Raw genomic sequence first — 18,792 nt, 5'->3', positions numbered from 1 at the left:
CACTGGCTTGCCATAACAAACAGATATGGTTCAATATTTCAGTGATGAGTATTTGAAATGGTATTACCGATGAATACACTGGATCTGGATGCCGTGCAGGCCTTTGTCCTGGTGGCAGACATGCAAAGCTTTACCCGCGCGGCTGAGGCGCTGGACACCACGCAGTCTGCCGTCAGCCTGAAACTGAAGCGGCTGGAGACCCATCTGGACCGCCGCCTGCTGGAGCGCACTCCGCGCCAGGTGCGGTTGTCGATGGAAGGTCAGGCCTTTCTCACCGCCGCGCGGGAACTGCTTGCCGCGCACGACCGCGCATGGTCGGTTCTACACGCGCCGCCGCGCCGCTTGCGGGTAGGCTTCAGCGGGCATATTGCTGGCGCCTCCCTGCCCGCCTTGCTGGCACGCGTCGCGGCACATGATCCGGCGCTGGTCATTGAAGTGCGGGTCGCAACCTCTGCTGAAGTACTGGCTTGTTACGACGCAGGCCAGCTTGATGCTGCCTACGTGCTGCATCACACCGATCGCCAGTTTGAACGGCAAGATGGCGAGGTGCTGTTTGAAGATGACATGGACTGGTTTGGCCTGCCCGAAACCAGCTGGGCGCCCGATGAGCCCTTGCGGCTGGCCATGCTGGCCCCGCCCTGCGGTCTGCGCACCAATGTGATTGAAGCGCTGGACCAGGCCGGCATCAGTTGGCTGGAAGTGTTCGTGGGTGACGGGGTCAGCGCGCTCTCTGCCGCAGTGACGGCCGGCCTGGCAGTGGGTGCAATGGGGCGTCGCGCTGCGCCCTCCGGCCTTGTTTGCGTGCGGGACAAACTGAACCTGCCCGCACTGCAGCCGACCAATGTGGTGCTTTACCGCAGCGTCCATGATGAGCGTTCACGCAGCGCTCTGCGGGTCATGAGTGCGACCTTGCGCGCGTTCTGATCGCTCTCCCGCATAAAAAAAGCCAACCTCCAAAAGGTTGGCTTTTTCACTGGTCCGGGACACTCGCGCTCAGTTCACCGTCACGCTGGCAAAGTCCTGGCGGCCAAACGGGCTGACTTTATAGCCAGAGACATTGGCACGGGTCAGCGCATAGGCGGTCGGGTAGGCCAGCGGTACCCACAGGGCCTGATCAAAAATCACCTTCTGTGCACTGCGATAGAGCTTGGTACGCTGAGCAACGTCACTCACCTTTTTGCCATCCGCAATCAGCTTGTCCAGTTGCGGGTCGCAATAACGGGCAAAGTTGGTACCCGACTGCACGGCCGCGCAACTAAATTGCGGCGTGAAGAAGTTGTCCGGATCACCATTGTCGCCAGCCCAACCCATGAACAAGAGATCGTGCTCACCAGCCTTGCCGCGCTTGATCAACTCGCCCCATTCAATGGTCTTGATGGTGGCCTTGATGCCCACCTTGGCCAGATCAGATTGCAGCAGTTCTGCACCCGCTTTCGGATTGGGGTTAAGCACGCTGCCGGTCGCGCGCGTCCAGATCGTGGTCTCGAAACCATTGGGAAACCCGGCCTTCTTCAACAGTTCTTTGGCCTTGGCCGGGTCGTAGTTGTAATCGCCCAGGTCTTTGTCAAAGCTCCAGGTGTTGGGCGGGAACGGCCGGCTGGCATCTTGCGCAGTGCCGTCAAATACGGTTTTCAAATACGTTTTGGCATCAAATGCGTAATTGATGGCCTGGCGCACCAGTGCGTTATCCAGTGGCTTGTGCTGGCTGTTGATGGCGACAAACGCGGTCATGAAGGCGGCGTTATCCACCACCTTGAGATTCTTGTCGGCCTTGGCCGATTGCACATCCAGCGGCTTGGGTGCCAAAGCAATCTGGCACTCGCCCGCCTTCAGCCGTTGCAAGCGCACCGTTGCATCCGGCGTGATGGCAAAGATCAGCTTTTCCGCCTTGGGCTTGCCGCCAAACCAGTTCGGGTTGGCGTCGTAACGGATCACGGCGTCCTTCTGGTAGCTCTTGAGCACAAACGGCCCGCTGCCGATGGGCCTGATGTTGAAATCCCCCGCCTTGGCCACGCCCAGTTTGTTGGCGTATTCCGCCGAATAAATCGAGGCCCAACCCATCGTCAATGTAGGCAAGAAAGTAGCGTCCGGGTAGTTGAGTTCAAACTGGACGGTGTGGTCATCGACCTTCTTGACCGCTTTGACCAGCTTGTTCAACTGCAGTGATTGCACGCTGGGGTAACCGCTGGGTGAGGTCTTGAACCAAGGATGCTGCGGGTTGAACACGCGCTCAAACGAGAACACCACGTCATCAGCATTGAGCGGCCGGGTCGGCTTGAACCAGTCTGCTGCGCCAAACTGGACATCGCTGCGCAGTTTGAATGTCCAGGTCAGACCATCTTCACTGGCCGTCCACGACTGCGCCACCGACGGCACCACCTTGCCGGCCTGAGCATCGTATTCGACCAGCCGGCTGAACAAGACATCTGCCGAGGCGTTGGTGGTGACCAGCGCGTTGTACTGCACCACATCAAACCCGTCCGGGTTGGCATCGGTACATACGGCAAGCGGTTTGGCCCATGCCAGCGCCGGCACGGCGGTCACAATGGCTGCGAGCATCCTCAGATTCATGTTTTTCTCCTGCGGGATATTCTGGTTTTTTACACGACGGCGCGGGGGGATTGCGCCGGTGGCAACGTTGTCAGCTTAACTGCTGACACGGCCCGATGCCAAAGAACGGTTGGTTTGGCGGTTAGGGGATTTTGGTGTGCGTGAGATGGACTGGAAGGCACTGCGCAGGTTTGACGACAATGTATTTGCCCGCCTCACTACGGGATACCGGCATTCGCCGGAATAACGAGGTCGTGGGACGCAATCACCAGCGAGTCTGCACCCCTCGCCGCATGCCGCAACACATCACGACCATGGCCAAACCCAAACTGTTATCCCATTTCCTTCACCACCACTTGCAAACTCCCCTTATCACTAGAGAGCCACATCTCGCCATCCTGAATCGTGCATTGCAACTGCATGGTCCGCTCAATCAACCCGGCCAGACCCGACATGATCTCCGGGCTTACCGACACCACATGCAGGTTATCAAACCGGCGAATCTCAGACTGGTTCTTGCCAAACCAGATGTCTGCCGCGCTGCCACCGTAGGCGTAAATCCACGCCTCATTGGCACGCTGGGCGGCGCGCTTGATGCGTTTTTCGTCTGGCAGACCCAGATCAATCCACAGTTCGATCTCTTCCGTGAGCGAGCGTTGCCACAGCGAGGGGTCTTCTTCATCGCTGATGCCGCGACCAAATTCCAGTGTCTCGCTGGCATGACGGGCAAAGGCAACAAGACGCAGCATCATGCGCTCGTCAGTTTCTGACGGATGCTGGGCGATGGTCAGCGCGTGCGTGGCGTAATAGCCGCGATCCATATCTGCAATGGAGAGTTCGGCTTTGAAAATGGTGGATTTGAGCGCCACGGCACAGGCCTGAATAAGTGAAAGACGCGGCAGTGTACCCAATCACCCGCCCGCGCTCCACCGGCCTGACCTGTACAATGATGGTTTGTGCCACCGCTTTGCCTGGAACCCTTATGCCCGCCCGCCGTATATCCCCTTCTGTTGCACCTGTTGTTGCCGTGATTGGCGGGGGGCCGGCTGGTTTGATGGCGGCAGAAGTACTGTCTGCTGGCGGTGCAAAGGTCACCGTGTTTGATGCCATGCCTTCTATCGGCCGCAAATTCTTGCTGGCTGGCGTGGGTGGCATGAACATCACCCACTCCGAGCCGATCGGTCCGTTTCTGGGGCGCTATGGCAATCGGGCAGAGACACTGACGCCACTGGTCAATGCGTTCACACCAGACCAGCTACGCAACTGGATTCACGATCTGGGCATCGAAACGTTTGTCGGAACCTCCGGCCGCGTTTTCCCCAAAGAGATGAAAGCAGCCCCGCTGCTGCGGGCCTGGTTGCACCGGCTGAAAAACGCAGGGGTCAGCGTGGAGGTCCGCCATCGCTGGCTGGGCTGGGGTGATGCGCCCGGTACATTGCGCCTGGCCACGCCCACGGGCGAGACGACCTTCAAGGCCGATGCAGTGGTCCTGGCACTGGGTGGTGGCAGCTGGTCGCGACTGGGTTCAGATGGCGCGTGGGTGCCGCTGCTGGCTGAAAAAGGCGTAGACATCGCCCCGCTGCAACCCAGCAACTGCGGCTTTGATCTGCCATGGACGGACTTCTTTGCCGAGAAACACGCTGGCGCGCCGCTCAAGTCGGTCGCGGTGTCGTATACCGATGCGCGCGGCGCCACCATTGTGAAACCGGGCGAGTTTGTCGTAACCCGCACTGGTGTGGAGGGCAGCCTGATCTATGCCTTCTCGGCAGCGATTCGTGATCGCATCACCGCCCAGGGCAGCGCGACCATCTATGTCGACCTGTTACCCGGCCGCAGCCTTGAACGCGTGCTGACCGAAGTCGCCATCCCGCGGGGTTCACGCTCTATGGCCAGCCATTTGCAAAGCAAACTGGGCCTGACGGGTGTCAAAGCCGGACTGCTAAGGGAGGTCCTCTCCAAAGAAGAAATGGCCGACCCGACCCGCCTGGCGCGCACCATCAAGGCATTGCCGCTCAAACTGATTAGACCGCGACCGCTGGATGAAGCCATCAGCAGCGCTGGTGGTGTGCGTTTTGATGCGCTGGACGCCAATTTAATGCTGCGCGCCCTACCCGGCGTGTTCTGCGCCGGTGAAATGCTGGACTGGGAAGCCCCCACTGGTGGTTATCTGTTGACCGCCTGCTTTGCCAGCGGCCGCGCGGCGGGTGAAGGGGTCTTGCATTGGCTGGAAGCTGGCCGCACCTGAGAGGCATCGTTTTTCTCTCGCCGGTGCCCCCATGTCTGATCACGCCCCTATTGAAGTCGACCTCGCCAAATCCTACCGGCTGCTGAACCACGGCCCTACCGTGCTGGTCAGCAGTGCGCACGGTGGTCGCCAGAACGTGATGGCTGCTGCCTGGTCCATGCCGCTGGACTTCGCCCCGCCCAAGATGCTGGTCATCATCGACAAATCCACGCTGACACGAGAACTGATTGAAGCATCGGGCGAGTTCGTCCTGAACGTGCCCAGTCGCGCACTGGCGCAGGCCACCCTGGCGGCCGGCTCCAGCTCTGGTCGTGATGGTGACAAATTCTCAACCACCGGGCTGAAGCATTTCCCCGCCACCAAAGTCGGTGCCCCTTTGGTAGAAGGCTGCCTGGCATGGCTTGAGTGCAAAGTGATCCCGGAGCCGCACAACCAGCAGACTTTCGACATGTTCATCGGCGAAGTCGTGGCCGCGCATGCCGACCCGCGTGTCTTCCAGGACGGTCACTGGCAGTTTGATGATGAGCCACTGAATCGCTCCATTCACTACATTGCGGGCGGAACGTTCTTTGCCACGGGTGAGGCGTTTGAGGTGCAAAAGAAGTAAGTGCAATGCGCACCCGGTTGCTGCATCGTTCAGGGTGACGGTGCAGCTACCAGCCCCTTCACCCCAGTCTCACTGATCTCGGCATCGGCAGCATCTGCCGTCAGCCACTCCGCCACAAAATCCACCAGCCTGAACGAGGCATCCTTGCGCGTGGCACGCACGGCGCATTCCCAGACCACCAGCACACGCCATCCCAGCGCTTTAAGCTCAGCATACTCTCGCCGGTCTCGCGCCCGGTTGCTGTTGATCTTGCCCATCCAGAACTCGGTCCGGGTCTGCGGGACCTTGAAATAACGACAGTCATGGCCATGCCAGAAACAGCCATGAACAAGAATCACCGCGTGATAACGCGGTAAGACCAGATCAGGCTTGCCCGGCAAACCCGGCACGTGGATGCGATAACGGAAACCCCGCGCAAACAGTGCCTTGCGCAGAGTGATTTCTGGCGACGTGTTCTTGCCACGAATGCCCGACATCATGCGGCTACGGGTGGCGGCATCGACGACGTCGGTCATGGCAGATCAGCCTTTTACCGGCTCCGGCACAATCCATGGCTTGATCATGCGGGCTACTTCGCGGAACACCGGGACGACGACCGAGTTGCCAAATTGTTTGTAGGCGCGGGTGTCGGAAACCGGAATACGGAAATCATCCGGATAGCCCATCAAGCGCGCACATTCCCGCGGGGTAAGCCGACGCGGGTTCAGGCCAGGACCGCGGTTGACCAGAATCTCCGAGCCATCCTTGTAATAGCGGGCCGATAGCGTCCGCGAAACGCTGTTGGCATCGACCAGCCCGAAGCCAAAGCCATTGCCCTTGGCGCGATGTTTCTCTGCGTAGTTCTGCAAATATGCCCACAGCTTGTCGGTCAGGATGTACTTGGGGTTGACCTCGCCTTTGGCGTGATCAAAGAACTTGTCACCATCGTGCTCCAGCACCGGTTCTTTGCCATCAGTGCGATGCAGCACCTGCGCCATGCGGGTGGGCAGCTTGTGGTCAGGCCGTTGCAGCAGATCCCAGCTGAAGTCGGTGGGCTCGCGGAAACCGACAATCACCACGCGTTCGCGGTGTTGCGGTACCCAATGCTGGCCATCAATGACCCGGTAATGGACCTCATAACCCAGTTCTTCTCGCAGGGTATGAAGAATCACGGCGAAGGTACGGCCCTGATCGTGCGAGTGCAGGTTCTTGACGTTTTCCAGTACAAACGCGCGTGGACGATGCGCCGCGATGATCCGGGCGACATCAAAGAACAACGTGCCCTGGGTGGCATCGGCAAAACCGTGGGCGCGACCCAGCGCATTCTTTTTGGAGACACCAGCAATGGAGAACGGCTGGCACGGAAAACCGGCCAGCAAGACATCATGCGCCGGAATATCAGCCTCAGCGACCTGGGTGATGTCCCCGGCAATGCGTTGCCCGTCCGGGTTGTTGGCGTGGTAAGTCTTTTGCGCGTAGGTATCCCACTCGCTGGTGAACACACATTGCCCACCTTCAGTTTCAAATGCCCGGCGAATACCACCGATGCCGGCAAAGAGGTCGATGAAGGTAAAGTCGGCCGGTTGGGTACGGGCGGGCACCGAGGGCTGCAGCAATTGTTGCAGCGCCTGGGCGACATAGGCGCGCGGTTCAGACTGGCCATTGATCCAGCGGGCAATGGTGGCCGGATTGACGTCCAGATACCGGGCGAGTTCGGCGCGGGAATAGCTGTTCAGGGTTGCTTCAAGCAAGGAGCGGACAAGGTCGGCCGGTGCATTCATAAAGTCAGGTGGGCGGTTTGAGGTGAGTCACTGGGAATTTTTGTTGCATTATGCGGGCTAACTGTCCCATTCACCACTCTACCCCACGCCCGGCTTAACGTTTGTGCGGTTTTTTACGGACGTAGACGGTTTTATCAACCGTCGCGACGAGCTTGTCGGCTTGATCCCGGATCTGGACCTTGAACTCGGCCAGATGCTTTTCGCCCTCTTCAGTCGCAGCCCGGATGGCCGTGATCTGGGCATCATCCAGCGTAAAAACAGCAGTGACGGTGCCGTAGCCGGGGCTGATAAAGTCGATTTCAGCGCGGCGATCCCAGACGTAGTAATCCGGCCCCAGAATCTGCATAAGCATGGCCATATACCAGGGGTCGGTCATGGCATACAGGCTGCCGCCAAAGTGCGAGCGCATGATGTTGAGGTTGATCTTGTACGAACGCAGCTGGATAACAATACGTTTGAAATCCGGCGCGACATGTTTGACGCGGATACCGGCAAACAACAAGGGAGGCCAGACATTGATCAACCAGCGCCAGAACATGATCTTCATGGCAGAACGACACCGTGGAAATAAAGCAGGCAAGACTGCCTGCGCAATCAACTTGCGGTCAATGCGCAAAGCCCTGCAGGGCGTGTTTGAAACATGAGCCTGCAAGGCTGCTGCCAGGTTTACAGAGTCTCTAGAAGCCCACGGCGTGCCGCACACTGTAGATCAGCACACCCACCGCGCCGCCCACCAGCGTGCCGTTGACCCGGATAAACTGCAGGTCCACGCCAACGTTGAGTTCCAGCCGGGCGACCAGCACGCGGTTATCCCAGGCTTTGAACTGGTCTGCGATGAAGCGCCCGATCTCGCTGCGATAACGAATGATGGAGCGCGCAGCAAAATCCCGTATTTGCTGGTTCAGCCACTCTGCAAACGCCTGGTCTTCATGCAGCCGCAGCCCCAGTTGTTTGATGGCGGCCCCCACACGGCTACGAATCTGCGAGTTCTCACTGGTCAGATCGCTCTGCAGGCCGTCGAGCACGGTACGCCAGAGTCCATCCAGTTTGTCGTGCAACAACGGCGAGGCGATCAGCATGTCGCGCCAGCTATCTACTTTGCTACGCAGCGCCGGATCCTTGCCCAGATCGGCAGCGAGTTGCCGCAACTGATCATCAAACGCGTGGCGCAACATGTGATCAGGCTGTACCAGCGCGTGATCCAGTTCCAGCATGGCCGCAGTGACAAGCTTGCGCGCCAGGTAACGGCCGCCCGCTTCATCCAGCGCCACCCAACGCAACACGTCGAATTCTTTGGCCAGTAACCCGGAGAGCCAGCTCTGGGTTTTGGGGTCTTCCAGTTTGGTCAGCAATACGCGCAGCACGCCATCCAGTACTTGCTGGTGACGGCCGTCTTCCCGCAGGACCTGAATCAGAGTGGCAGCGCTGCCGGCAAAGTCCGCGTTACTCATGGCCTTGAGCACCAGATCACGCGCGATATTGGCAAAGCGCGGGTCATCCAGCGTGCCCAGCACAAAGTTAAGGAAGTGCGCGGCCTGTTCGGTCAACTCTCGCTTGGCCCCTGGCCGAGCCAGCCAGATCGATAAACGCCGCGCCGGGTCGAACGCGTCAATACGGGCCAGGAGCTGCTCTGGCTGCAAGAAGTGCGTTTCGATGAAGGTACCCAGATTGTCTGCAATCCGGTTTTTGTTACGCGGGATAATGGCGGTATGCGGGATTGGCACGCCCATGGGGTAGCGGAACAATGCGACCACCGCAAACCAGTCCGCCAGAGCGCCGATCATGGCGGCTTCAGAAAACGCAGCTACGTAGCCAAATGCCGGGTGGATGTGCTCAAACCGCAAGGTGATGAGATACATCACCGTGACCAGGATGAGTAGCGAGGTCGCAAACGTGCGGGCGCGACGCAAGCGAGCTACCTTCGCGGGGTCAGCCTGAAGAATGGATTCGACGGAAGAGGGACCTGGAAGCATGCGTCTGTCGGGGCCGGCCTTCCCATTGGGCAAGCCAGGCAGATTTTGTTCTGTCCTGGCCACTATAGCTCGAAGCAGCGCGCTTTACCCGCCCAGGTGATCTGGTCCGGCTGGGGTTATGGTTTCCGGACTTCCTCGGAGAACGCCTGTATACGCACCGCTGCCAACCCGATCATCAGGCCCATCAGGCAGGAGTAGAACGCAATATTGGCCTGGTGCGCCATGGTGACCTGGCTAAACCCACAGATCAACGAGGCCATCACCGCGCCGCAGCCCGCCTTGCCCAGATAGGGCGCAATCTCATCGCGACCACAGGTTTTGCGCAATACACGCCAGAAGAAATAACCGGGCACCAGCAACAGGCTGAGAAATGCCGCCAGGCCAGGCCAGCCAGTGGTCGCGGCGGCATCCAGCAAGTCATTGTGTGCATGCTTGAGGGTGCAGATTTCCTTGTTGTCCGCAGGACAACCCGGCAGGGCGTCAGTCAGTGAACCAAACTCGCCAGAACCAACCCCTGTCCAGGGATGCTGCCGCACCGCATTGGTGGCCAACTGGAAAATCACCAGCCGCTCACCCAATGAGGTATCGGTATTGCCTTTGCGAAATTCCGCGATGTCGTGGCGCGCTTGTTCCAGACGCGCTTTGACCGGGCTACCCGGCAAGGTCCAGGCCGCAGTACCGATCAGTACCAACGAGCACACCGAGATGATGGCGACCTTGAGGTTGAATCTTTGATAACGGAAATAGATCGAACCCACCACAGTCAACACAAGCGCTAGCCAGGCTCCGCGTGAACCGTTGAGGATCAATATCAGCATGGCCAGCGCCGGGCACAGCCACGCCGCAACATGGTCACGATGCGTCTGGCCAGGGCGGAAAAACCCCACCACGCCCAATGTCGCCACCATATTGGCAAACGCAATGATGAAGGTCCAGGCACCCGGTCGGTTGTCCTTATCGACAAAAAACTGGTACGTCACGATCAATAGCGCCAGCAACAGCCCTGGTGGAATGCCTTTCCACAGCAAGACCGGATCAGGCCGGTAACGCAAAACCACCAGACAGGTGAGCGGAATGGCAAGGACGCGTGACGGGTTGTCGAGCACATCCCAGGGCAAGCCAAACGTGTATTTAGAGACCAGTTGCACTGCCAGCACGGCGCCAACACTGAGCCAGACCGGCAGCATGACCGAGCGATATTGCCGATGCAGCGTACCAAGATGACCGGCGTTCATGATCAGCAATATCAAGATACCGATCAGAAAAATGCCACTTCCGCGCGGCACAGCCAGCAACAAGAGCGGAAAAGCAAACAACAAAATGCTGGCCAGGCGTGAAGCAACAGGTCCAGGTGGAGACATTAACCGCTGCGGTTTCACGATTTCCTTGCGGGGCATGTCCGGCTCCTTGCCGACCTCTACGCTGTAAGCATCGGTCAAGACCGCTGTTTGTGCATAATCTTTCATGGATGCGCTTTAATAACGGTTTCTATGCAGCTGGCAAATGCTGCGGTGGTGGGACCAAAGCCCATTTGTTCGATATGTTGCGCGGCATAATTCAGCAGCGCAGCCCGGGTGGTTTCATCCTGCAAACCTTGTTTCATGGCGCGGGCTAACCCCTCAACGTCACCGACGGGCACCAACATGCCGGCTTTACCGTCGGCCAGAATTTCACGCGGGCCGACCGGGCAATCGGTACTGATCACCAACTGCCCCAGTGCCATGGCCTCGAGCAGCACATTCGGCAGCCCTTCCATTTTCGAGCTGAAAACCATCAGCCGGGCGTGCTGCATCCAGACATACGGGTTGGTCTGAAAACCGGCAAACACCACACGGTCTGCAATGCCCAGTGTCGCGGCCAGAGATTCCAGTTCAGCCCGGGATTTACCCTCACCCACGATGACGAGTTTCTCGGTGATGCCCTCTTTCACCAGGTGCGCGTAAGCGCGCAAGAGTGAGGTGAAATCTTTTTGTGTTTCCTGCAAACGCCCCACCGAAACCATGTAGGGTTCTGCCAGCGGTGCTGGCCCTGCCTGACCCTGCGCGCGGATACGCGCCAGATCGATGGAGTTATACAGGCGGACAAACTTGTCAGCTTCTTCAGGGATAAGAGCCCGGATATCGGCCAGCATGGTGTCGTTAAGCAGCACCACGCGGTCATAGTGCTCACGCGCCTGTTTACGCAGCTTGCGCAATTTGCGCGGGTTCTGGCTGGGTAGATGCGCGACGCTGAAATGCGAATAACCCAACATGGGAATAGCCAGGCGGCCGGTCAGACGCGACAGGGACATGTCGTAATCGACCACTGCATCATAGCCAGCGGCAATTTTGCGAAAACGCCGACTGACAATGGGCCGCCGTACCAGCGGCAACAGACCTTCTTCATAAATCTTGCCCAGAAGGCCCAATTTGCCCTGGGTTTTCTTCTGGCGGAAATACGACAGCCAACGCTCTGGTGCGAGCACATGCACGGCGACATCAGCAGGAATCTGCGCCCGGTAGAGGGTTTCGAGCGCCTCCGTCGGGTAAGTAATGGTCAGGCCGATTTCAAACTGTTGGCGATCCAGCGCCCGCAACAGCGAAATCAGCGAGGTTTCAATACCACCCCGCAAAAAGTGGGTCTGGTGAAAAAGAATGCGTCGTTTAACCATATATTTGTTTGTATGTTGAGCTTCAATGCGGCGCTTTACGACGCTGCACCAACCGCTCGAAAAGACGCAAATAACCGTTTGCCATCGCTTCTACGCTATGGACCCGCCCGACATATTCATACGCACGCTCGACCATGCCGACCACTTGGGATGACGCATCCAGCAAGGTATCGACATGTGCAGCCAGGCCAGCACTATCGCCCACCGGACTTAGCAAACCCCGGCCATCGGCCAGTAACTCTTTCAAACCACCGGCGTCGGTCGACGCCACCGGCACACGCGCACTGAAAGCATCCAGCACACTACTGCCCAAACCTTCTTCGCGCGAACTCATTACAAACACGTCGAACAGACCGAACAGGGCTTCGACGTTCTGTTGATATCCCGCGAACAGGAAAACGCGCTCAAGCCCCTGTTCGATGACGCGTTCCTTTACCACTTCGGCCATATTGCCTGCACCGAAATGTACGAATACAAAGTCGTTACGTCTTGCATGCAAAGCCGCCACCGCATCAACCAGCATGAGCGGGTCTTTGTCTGCAGTCAGTGCGGAGGTCGTTGCGACCACACGGCGGCCGGCAACCCCCAATTGCGCGGCCAGTGCGTCAGTACGCGCGGTGTCGGGTCGTACCGGCAAGACGGCCGAGGGAATGATCTCGATATCGGTCACACCCAGCGCACGTACGCTATCCGCGCAGGCCTGGCTAATGGCCACGACCTGGTCAACGTGATGGTACTTGTAGCGGGTAAATGTGCCACGCAGGGCAAACGCCACGCGTCGTGAATACACCACCGGGCGGCGGTGAAACATGCGGGTCAACACAGCCCAACTCAACATGTGCCCCGTTTGCGGGTGTAGGACGTCATACCCACTGCCGTGCAGCGCCAGAAAGGCCAGCACACCGGCGACGTTGGCATACGCATGTACGACAAAACCGTCGGCCCGTGCCCGCTCGGCCATCTTGCCGCCGCTCCGGCACAGGATATGAACCTCGTGCCCGGCCGCCCGAAATTGCTGCATGGATAAAAAGGTCTGGCGTTCGCCACCGCGCCAACCTGCTTCGAAATCCAGTTCGAGGATTTTCATGCGCGGGTTTGCCGATTCAGTTGTGCCAGTTTGGCGTAGCGATAAAAGTTGCCCACGCCCGCGGTTATCGCGAGCAAAAAGCCTTCCCGGCCATCCAGAAAGCCGCGTCGCAAGAGATAAATGCGCACAAACGTCCAGAATCCGCGTAAAAGCGCGCCGATCAGCGTGCTTTTTTTGCCGCGTGCGTGCATGGCTTGTGCGGCATCTGTGGAATAACGGTTCATCTTAACCAGGGCGCTATCCAGGTCTGGATAGGTGTAATGCTCAAACCATGCCTGCAAGCGCCCTTTCGGCCCGGCGAACTCGACACGCTCATGCACCGGGACATCGGTAAAGCGTGCAACGCCCCGCTTGAAAAGTCGCAGCACGGGATCAGGCCACCAGCCACTGTGGCGAATAAAACGCCCGCAATAACTGGAGAGGCGCGGAATCTCATACGCGTCAAACCGGGGTGCGTTGAGGGTTTGCTGGATTTCCGCAGCCAGTGCCGGCGTAACACGCTCATCGGCATCAATCGACAACACCCAGTCGCCGTCTGCCAGATCCAGCGCACGGTTTTTCTGGCGGCCAAAGCCAGGCCAGTCGGTTTCCAGCACGGTAGCACCCAGTTCATGGGCAAGCTCGACCGTACCATCTGTACTACCGGAGTCGACGACGACGATCTGATCCGCAAACGCGACAGATGCAACGCAGGCCCGCAAGTTGGCGGCCTCATTCTTGGTGATCAGGATGACCGAAAGACGCATGGATCAAAGCTCAGTGACAGTGATGATTGCCGGCACAGGAGAATGCACCTGCAGCGCCAATCAGAGAAAGTGGGTCACTTAACGCCTGCTTGGGCAAAAAGTCATACCGTTGTGAGCCCAACACGTCAGCAGTGTGAGGGCCATGACACGGTTGCACGGCGATCAGGCCGGCACAAGGCAAGCGGTTGTACATGGTTGAGCTTTCAATTCCTGAAAATACCAGGTTGCGGCAAATACTGGACGCCGATTCTAACAGGTCTGGCCTTGCCACCCATATTGACAGGCGCGGAATGTAAAAAGCCCCGTCCGGCGGGGCTTTTTGTGAGTCAGAGGTGTGTCATTTGCGTTTGAGTGCATCAAAGCAGTGCGTGACAACCGGATGGCTCAGGGCGTGACATCCGCCCTTGTCCAGCCTTCGCCCGGGTTAAAACTGCGGGTTGCCCGCGCGATGCGGTCCGTGCCCGGGCCCAGATTAGCCTGATACACCACGCCGTCCTGATTAACCATGAAGCTCATGACGCCGGTCTTGCCATAACTGGCGGGCCAGGCAATCAGCGCATAACCGCCATCCATGCGGCCATTCTTGAGATAGCTTTTGGCACCCCCTTGCGCGGCATCACCTTGTGCAGTGAGGATGCGGTACATGTAACCGTGATACGGCTCACCGGGACGGGCTTCGGCAAAACGGGCACCCAACGGGCTGGGATCGTCACCCGGTTGTGTAGACCAGAACAATCCGTCCTTCTTGCCCGGGGTCGATAACAGCCGTGCAGCATAGGCAGGTGTGCCCTGGCCTTGGGTCCATTGCCAGTATTCCTGCTGGGCATCGGTATAAGCCAGCACGGACTGGATCGCCGCCAGTTCATTGCGGCCAATATAACGGTGACGCATTTCCTCACCGCCGGCTTGTGTATCAAACGTCCAGCCTTCCTTGCGCGCCACAATGGGTACGGGCAGTGTCCAACCCGCTGTACCTGCTGATAACAAAGCGGTGTGATCGTCCACCTTCACGATTTCATGGGCTTTTGCCCACGCAGCCAGAAAGCGTGTGATGTCCTCAGGCGCAACACCCCCTGACGGGATGAAACTGCGGTAGTTGCTACCCAGAATGATTTTGAGTGTGTCGTCGTCATGGGTCGCAATACTGTCGACCAGCGCGTCTGCGGCGGCCTCCGGTGTCTCGAAGCTGCGCGGCCCGTTGGCCGCACCTGCAACAATGGATGCGCACAAGGTCACGAGCGCCAGCATCATTTTCATATATACGTTTGCCTGCATGATCAGCCCTCGTTAATCAGCGACCACGGCCGCCGCTGCGGGCTGGACGCTGGTGGGTGCTGCTGCGCGCTGCACCACCACCCCGGTTACCGCTTGCAGCACGATTGGCACCCTGGACATGTTGTGACGACATGCTCTCACGCCCGCGTGCGGACTCTCTGCCGGACTGGCGGTCGTTCACGCCGGTCAATGCATTGTCGCGTGCCGGTTGCTGGCGTGCACCGGTATCACCCCGAGCCCGATTGCTGTTATCAAAACCACCCTGAGTACCCCGGTTGCGATCCATCTGGCCAGCCTGAGTACCACCACCGCGGCGATCCGGGCTGCTGATGCCCCGGTTTTCCATCGCTTGCTCGGCCTGACGTCGACTGTTGTCCCGACTGCTGTTACCGCGGTTGCCGTTGTCCCGGATGCCGTTATCACCGCGATTATTGTTATCGCGAGTCCCTGCGGTATCACGCCCGCGAAATTGCTCGCGCTGATTGGTGTTGAAGTCTTGCTGGCGGCGGTTACGTTCGGTAGACCCACCCCGGTAGTCTGAAGTACGGTGGCCCGGATCATGTTTCCATGAACTGCGGTTGCCACTTCCTTGAATCTGGCGGTTCGTGTTGATGTTGTTGTACTTGTTCACATTGATATTGACGTCGTGCGAGCCCCAGTTACAACCACCCCAGAGTGCATTACCCACGGCAATCCCCACACCCCAGGCCACGCCGGTCATCACCGCAGTAGAGAACCAGTATCCAGGCGGCGGCGGATAGTAATACGGCGGGTAAGTCGGATAAGCCCAGGCGCCGTACACAACGGTCGGGTTATAGGTGGGGACGTACACCACGTCCGGCTTGGCTGGCTCAACGACGATCACTTGCTGGCTGCTGCTGGTCGTCGCCGGCTGGCTCGAGACAGTGACTTGTTCATTTGATTTGAGATTGCCCGCTTTTTGGGCCTGCGCCCGCAGGCGCTGGATCGCGTCCATCACGCCGGACGTCTGGCCAAGGAAAGCATCCCCCATGTCCTTGACCCACTTGGGCTGGCCACCCAGCGTGATCAACACTTCCGGGAAAGCCACCATAGAGGCCACTGACGGGTCCCAGTTCTGGGATTCCACCTGCTTCACCGCATCATCACCTTTGGCATCCGGATGTGCTTTGGACCATTCATAGGCCTTGGCGAACTCATCCGGATAGGTCGTGGCCATCAACAATTGTGACAACAGCGAATCCGGGTACAGCGCAATAGGCGCCACCAGTTGATCCAGTTGCGCATTGGACAATGACTGATCATCTGCGGCCTGACCCGACACGCTGGTCAGCATGAAAAATACCGGCAAGATCAGCAGTCGCGCCGTGTTCCTGCACAACGCCTTGAACATCGCCATCATTGCAGAGCCTCCCTGGCCGAATGTGGCAATTCATTCGTGCCGGCTGGAACTATGGGTCGAGTCCGCCACGGCATCGCCACCGACGAACGTTCTGAGTCAGATTAGTCCGACTATCGGCAAAGATCAGGCTTTTTTTACCATGGTGTTTTCCGACCAATAAAAAAGCCCCGGAATGCTATATCCGGGGCTTTTCTGGCAGCCGGCGCAAAGCCGGACATGTTTGAAACTCAGACGTTAAACAAGAAGTTCATCACATCGCCATCTTTAACGATGTATTCCTTGCCTTCGGCGCGCATCTTGCCGGCTTCCTTGGCGCCTTGCTCACCCTTGTAGCTGATGAAGTCGTCAAAGCCGATGGTCTGTGCGCGAATAAAACCACGTTCAAAGTCGGTATGGATTACGCCGGCCGCTTGCGGGGCGGTGTCGCCCTTGTGGATGGTCCAGGCACGCACTTCCTTCACACCGGCGGTGAAGTAGGTTTGCAGGCCCAGCAAATCAAAACCGGCGCGAATCAGGCGGTTCAGGCCCGGCTCTTGCAAGCCCAGCTCGGCCAGGAATTCAGCCTTGTCTTCATCCGGCAGTTCGGCAATTTCAGATTCGATGGCTGCGCAAACGGCCACAACCGGAGCACCTTCGGCCTTGGCGTATTCGCTTACCTTGTCCAGCAGCGGGTTGTTGGTGAAACCGTCCTCCGCCACGTTGGCTACATACATCGCTGGCTTGATGGTCAAAAGGCACAAAGGCTTGATCGCCAGCTTGTCTTCTTCAGACAAACCCGCCGCGCGCGCAGGGCGGCCTTCGTTCAGGATCGGAACCAGTTTTTCCAGCACAGCCACCAGCTTTTGTGCTTCCTTGTCGCCACTCTTGGCTTTCTTGCCATCACGCTGGATGGACTTTTCAACCGTCGCCAGGTCTGCCAGCGCCAGTTCGGTGCCAATGACGGCGATGTCATCGATCGGATCGACCTTGCCTGCAACGTGCACGATGTTGTCATCGTTGAAACAACGCACCACATTCACGATGGCATCGGTTTCGCGGATGTTGGCCAGGAACTGGTTACCCAGACCTTCGCCCTTGCTGGCGCCGGCCACGAGGCCTGCGATATCCACAAATTCGACAATCGCCGGGACAATCTTTTGCGGATTGATGATGTCAGCCAGTTGCTGCAGACGGGCGTCCGGGACTTCGACGATGCCGACATTGGGCTCGATGGTGCAGAACGGGTAATTGGCCGCTTCGATACCGGCTTTGGTCAGGGCGTTGAAAAGCGTGGACTTGCCCACATTGGGCAGGCCGACGATGCCGCATTTAAGACTCATTGGAGCTTTCCTTGTGTTCAAACTGGCACACGGCAAAACCACACTGGTTTTGCCGCGTCTTATTCATGGTCGGCAGGCATTTGTAACTGCTTGCCGGGGCCAGCGCGTCACGGTGGCCCCAATCAGGCGCGATTGTACCACTGACCACAGCAAATTCTCTTGGAACTCAAGGCTTTCCCGCTGGCCCATCGCCGTTTGTCCTGGTCAGTCCTGCAATAAAACCGGACAACACACGATGATTTGTTGGCAATTGGGTGCCAGGCTGAAAGGCACAAAGCAAGGAGACCTGGAGCGTGCGACACCAAATCACCGTGCTATGGCAACTGGCCCGACACGTCGTCAACAAAACCATCGCTGGTTTTTTTGATGATGAATTGATGACCCGCGCCGCTGCGCTGGCGTTTTATTCGGCGCTGTCTTTTGCACCCTTGCTGGTACTGCTGCTGTGGGTGGTCGCCTCACTCTCGCCCGATTACCAGACCCAACTGGTTGACGGCTTGAATCGCATGGTCGGGCCACGCGCTGCGGACGCGGTGGAGCTGGTTATCCGGAATGCTTCCAGCAAACCCAGCGTCGGCAATCTGGCCGGGATGATCGGGTTGGGTATTACGCTGGTCGGTGCCTCGGCCGTGTTTGCGCAATTGCAGGGGGCGATCAACCGCGTTTGGGGGCTGCGTTCTCGCCCCGGTCAGGCCGTCATGGGCTGGCTGCGTTCACGCATGAATGCACTGGGGTTGCTGCTGGCAGTTGCGTTCTTGCTGGTGATCTCGTTCTCGGCCAGCACCGTGATCGGCTTCTTTGTACCCGGCCATACCCTGGCCTGGCGCTGGGTGGAAGCAGGCGTCTCTACCGCGATCTTTGTGTTTGTGTTCGCCGCCATCTTCAAGGTATTGCCCGACGCCATCATTGCCTGGCGAGATGCGCTGGCGGGTGCGGTGCTGACCGATATCCTGTTCATTCTGGGGAAAGTGGGTATCAGCCTGTATATCCAGAACTCGAACGTCGGCGGCGCATATGGACCAGCGGGGAGTGTGGTGGTGCTACTGGTGTGGGTGTATTACTCGGCGCTGATTCTGCTATTGGGCGCAGAACTGACCGAAGCCGTGGCAGAAGCGCGCGGCGCGCCAATCCGTCCGACTGCGCACGCGGTCCGCATCCTCGTCACCACGCGCGAGGATGCGTCCGCCTGAGCCCGGTCG

Annotated in this window: 18 protein-coding genes; 5 read left to right on the top strand and 13 right to left on the bottom strand. The window is 58.6% G+C overall.

The features are described from left to right. Nucleotides 1-69 precede the first annotated feature (69 nt). Nucleotides 70-924: a LysR family transcriptional regulator gene (locus IEX44_RS08220; protein ID WP_188691633.1), complete on the top strand. Its 855-nt coding sequence runs from the start codon at nucleotides 70-72 to the stop codon at nucleotides 922-924. Between the two features lie 69 nt (nucleotides 925-993). On the opposite strand, the gene IEX44_RS08215 is transcribed toward IEX44_RS08220, so the two are convergent. Both IEX44_RS08215 and IEX44_RS08210 read right to left on the bottom strand, forming a co-directional pair. Further along, nucleotides 994-2,571 carry an ABC transporter substrate-binding protein gene (locus tag IEX44_RS08215; RefSeq protein WP_188691629.1) on the bottom strand — a complete coding sequence of 526 codons (1,578 nt, stop codon included), beginning with the start codon at nucleotides 2,569-2,571 and terminating at the stop codon, nucleotides 994-996. A 311-nt stretch (nucleotides 2,572-2,882) separates the two neighbouring features. Then, on the bottom strand, nucleotides 2,883-3,419 hold the full coding sequence (locus tag IEX44_RS08210; protein WP_188691625.1) for a YaeQ family protein: 537 nt from the start codon (nucleotides 3,417-3,419) through the stop codon (nucleotides 2,883-2,885). Nucleotides 3,420-3,532: 113 nt separating this feature from the next. Between IEX44_RS08210 and IEX44_RS08205 the strand changes: the two genes are divergently transcribed. Together IEX44_RS08205 and IEX44_RS08200 are read left to right on the top strand one after the other, a co-directional pair. Continuing rightward, nucleotides 3,533-4,795 carry a TIGR03862 family flavoprotein gene (locus IEX44_RS08205; RefSeq protein WP_188691622.1) on the top strand — a complete coding sequence of 421 codons (1,263 nt, stop codon included), beginning with the start codon at nucleotides 3,533-3,535 and terminating at the stop codon, nucleotides 4,793-4,795. Between the two features lie 31 nt (nucleotides 4,796-4,826). Beyond that, the gene (locus IEX44_RS08200) at nucleotides 4,827-5,402 is read left to right on the top strand and encodes a flavin reductase family protein (protein ID WP_188691619.1); all 576 of its coding nucleotides are present in this window, start codon (nucleotides 4,827-4,829) and stop codon (nucleotides 5,400-5,402) included. 29 nt (nucleotides 5,403-5,431) lie between these two features. Here IEX44_RS08200 and IEX44_RS08195 read toward each other — a convergent pair whose 3' ends face one another. From IEX44_RS08195 to IEX44_RS08150, 10 genes are all read right to left on the bottom strand, one after another. Continuing rightward, the gene (locus IEX44_RS08195) at nucleotides 5,432-5,917 is read right to left on the bottom strand and encodes a very short patch repair endonuclease (RefSeq protein WP_188691617.1); all 486 of its coding nucleotides are present in this window, start codon (nucleotides 5,915-5,917) and stop codon (nucleotides 5,432-5,434) included. 6 nt (nucleotides 5,918-5,923) lie between these two features. Next, nucleotides 5,924-7,162, bottom strand: coding sequence for a DNA (cytosine-5-)-methyltransferase (dcm, locus tag IEX44_RS08190; RefSeq protein WP_188691615.1), 1,239 nt, complete (start codon nucleotides 7,160-7,162; stop codon nucleotides 5,924-5,926). Nucleotides 7,163-7,256: 94 nt separating this feature from the next. Continuing rightward, entirely contained in the window at nucleotides 7,257-7,709 is a 453-nt protein-coding gene (locus IEX44_RS08185; protein WP_188691613.1) for a DUF4442 domain-containing protein, read from the bottom strand. Between the two features lie 130 nt (nucleotides 7,710-7,839). Next, entirely contained in the window at nucleotides 7,840-9,135 is a 1,296-nt protein-coding gene (locus tag IEX44_RS08180) for a DUF445 domain-containing protein (protein ID WP_188691610.1), read from the bottom strand. 116 nt (nucleotides 9,136-9,251) lie between these two features. Next, the gene (locus tag IEX44_RS08175) at nucleotides 9,252-10,601 is read right to left on the bottom strand and encodes an O-antigen ligase family protein (protein ID WP_229678828.1); all 1,350 of its coding nucleotides are present in this window, start codon (nucleotides 10,599-10,601) and stop codon (nucleotides 9,252-9,254) included. Continuing rightward, nucleotides 10,598-11,785, bottom strand: coding sequence for a glycosyltransferase (locus IEX44_RS08170; RefSeq protein WP_188691602.1), 1,188 nt, complete (start codon nucleotides 11,783-11,785; stop codon nucleotides 10,598-10,600). Before IEX44_RS08170 ends, IEX44_RS08175 begins: the two co-directional genes overlap by 4 nt. 22 nt (nucleotides 11,786-11,807) lie before the next feature. After that, nucleotides 11,808-12,872 carry a glycosyltransferase family 4 protein gene (locus IEX44_RS08165; RefSeq protein WP_188691599.1) on the bottom strand — a complete coding sequence of 355 codons (1,065 nt, stop codon included), beginning with the start codon at nucleotides 12,870-12,872 and terminating at the stop codon, nucleotides 11,808-11,810. After that, nucleotides 12,869-13,618: a glycosyltransferase family 2 protein gene (locus IEX44_RS08160; protein ID WP_188691596.1), complete on the bottom strand. Its 750-nt coding sequence runs from the start codon at nucleotides 13,616-13,618 to the stop codon at nucleotides 12,869-12,871. Before IEX44_RS08160 ends, IEX44_RS08165 begins: the two co-directional genes overlap by 4 nt. 384 nt (nucleotides 13,619-14,002) lie before the next feature. Further along, complete coding sequence (locus IEX44_RS08155; RefSeq protein WP_229678827.1) at nucleotides 14,003-14,893, bottom strand: DUF2950 domain-containing protein; 891 nt, start codon at nucleotides 14,891-14,893, stop codon at nucleotides 14,003-14,005. Nucleotides 14,894-14,909: 16 nt separating this feature from the next. After that, nucleotides 14,910-16,208, bottom strand: a complete 1,299-nt coding sequence (locus tag IEX44_RS08150; RefSeq protein ID WP_229678826.1) for a DUF3300 domain-containing protein — start codon at nucleotides 16,206-16,208, stop codon at nucleotides 14,910-14,912. On the opposite strand from IEX44_RS08150, the gene IEX44_RS08145 reads away from it, so the two are divergent. Continuing rightward, a complete protein-coding gene (locus tag IEX44_RS08145; protein WP_188692571.1) occupies nucleotides 16,207-16,434 on the top strand; it encodes a hypothetical protein in 228 nt (75 codons plus the stop codon). The two genes, IEX44_RS08150 and IEX44_RS08145, sit on opposite strands and share 2 nt — an antisense overlap. Nucleotides 16,435-16,501: 67 nt before the next feature. On the opposite strand, the gene ychF is transcribed toward IEX44_RS08145, so the two are convergent. Next, entirely contained in the window at nucleotides 16,502-17,593 is a 1,092-nt protein-coding gene (ychF, locus tag IEX44_RS08140) for a redox-regulated ATPase YchF (RefSeq protein WP_188691589.1), read from the bottom strand. Between the two features lie 293 nt (nucleotides 17,594-17,886). On the opposite strand from ychF, the gene IEX44_RS08135 reads away from it, so the two are divergent. Continuing rightward, nucleotides 17,887-18,783, top strand: coding sequence for a YihY/virulence factor BrkB family protein (locus tag IEX44_RS08135; RefSeq protein ID WP_229678825.1), 897 nt, complete (start codon nucleotides 17,887-17,889; stop codon nucleotides 18,781-18,783). The last annotated feature ends 9 nt before the right edge of the window (nucleotides 18,784-18,792 follow it).

The organism is Silvimonas amylolytica, from assembly GCF_014645555.1.
GTDB lineage: Bacteria > Pseudomonadota > Gammaproteobacteria > Burkholderiales > Chitinibacteraceae > Silvimonas > Silvimonas amylolytica.
This window is presented reverse-complemented; position numbering and strand designations above follow the sequence as displayed.

What these genes read in the sequence shown, in the direction of transcription:
- IEX44_RS08220 (WP_188691633.1), top strand. Translation starts at nt 70, where the DNA reads ATGAATACACTGGATCTGGATGCCGTGCAGGCCTTTGTCCTGGTGGCA.
- IEX44_RS08215 (WP_188691629.1), bottom strand. Translation starts at nt 2,571, where the DNA reads ATGAATCTGAGGATGCTCGCAGCCATTGTGACCGCCGTGCCGGCGCTG.
- IEX44_RS08205 (WP_188691622.1), top strand. Translation starts at nt 3,533, where the DNA reads ATGCCCGCCCGCCGTATATCCCCTTCTGTTGCACCTGTTGTTGCCGTG.
- IEX44_RS08200 (WP_188691619.1), top strand. Translation starts at nt 4,827, where the DNA reads ATGTCTGATCACGCCCCTATTGAAGTCGACCTCGCCAAATCCTACCGG.
- IEX44_RS08195 (WP_188691617.1), bottom strand. Translation starts at nt 5,917, where the DNA reads ATGACCGACGTCGTCGATGCCGCCACCCGTAGCCGCATGATGTCGGGC.
- dcm (WP_188691615.1), bottom strand. Translation starts at nt 7,162, where the DNA reads ATGAATGCACCGGCCGACCTTGTCCGCTCCTTGCTTGAAGCAACCCTG.
- IEX44_RS08185 (WP_188691613.1), bottom strand. Translation starts at nt 7,709, where the DNA reads ATGAAGATCATGTTCTGGCGCTGGTTGATCAATGTCTGGCCTCCCTTG.
- IEX44_RS08180 (WP_188691610.1), bottom strand. Translation starts at nt 9,135, where the DNA reads ATGCTTCCAGGTCCCTCTTCCGTCGAATCCATTCTTCAGGCTGACCCC.
- IEX44_RS08175 (WP_229678828.1), bottom strand. Translation starts at nt 10,601, where the DNA reads ATGAAAGATTATGCACAAACAGCGGTCTTGACCGATGCTTACAGCGTA.
- IEX44_RS08170 (WP_188691602.1), bottom strand. Translation starts at nt 11,785, where the DNA reads ATGGTTAAACGACGCATTCTTTTTCACCAGACCCACTTTTTGCGGGGT.
- IEX44_RS08165 (WP_188691599.1), bottom strand. Translation starts at nt 12,872, where the DNA reads ATGAAAATCCTCGAACTGGATTTCGAAGCAGGTTGGCGCGGTGGCGAA.
- IEX44_RS08160 (WP_188691596.1), bottom strand. Translation starts at nt 13,618, where the DNA reads ATGCGTCTTTCGGTCATCCTGATCACCAAGAATGAGGCCGCCAACTTG.
- IEX44_RS08155 (WP_229678827.1), bottom strand. Translation starts at nt 14,893, where the DNA reads ATGCAGGCAAACGTATATATGAAAATGATGCTGGCGCTCGTGACCTTG.
- IEX44_RS08145 (WP_188692571.1), top strand. Translation starts at nt 16,207, where the DNA reads ATGAAAAATACCGGCAAGATCAGCAGTCGCGCCGTGTTCCTGCACAAC.
- IEX44_RS08150 (WP_229678826.1), bottom strand. Translation starts at nt 16,208, where the DNA reads ATGCTGACCAGCGTGTCGGGTCAGGCCGCAGATGATCAGTCATTGTCC.
- ychF (WP_188691589.1), bottom strand. Translation starts at nt 17,593, where the DNA reads ATGAGTCTTAAATGCGGCATCGTCGGCCTGCCCAATGTGGGCAAGTCC.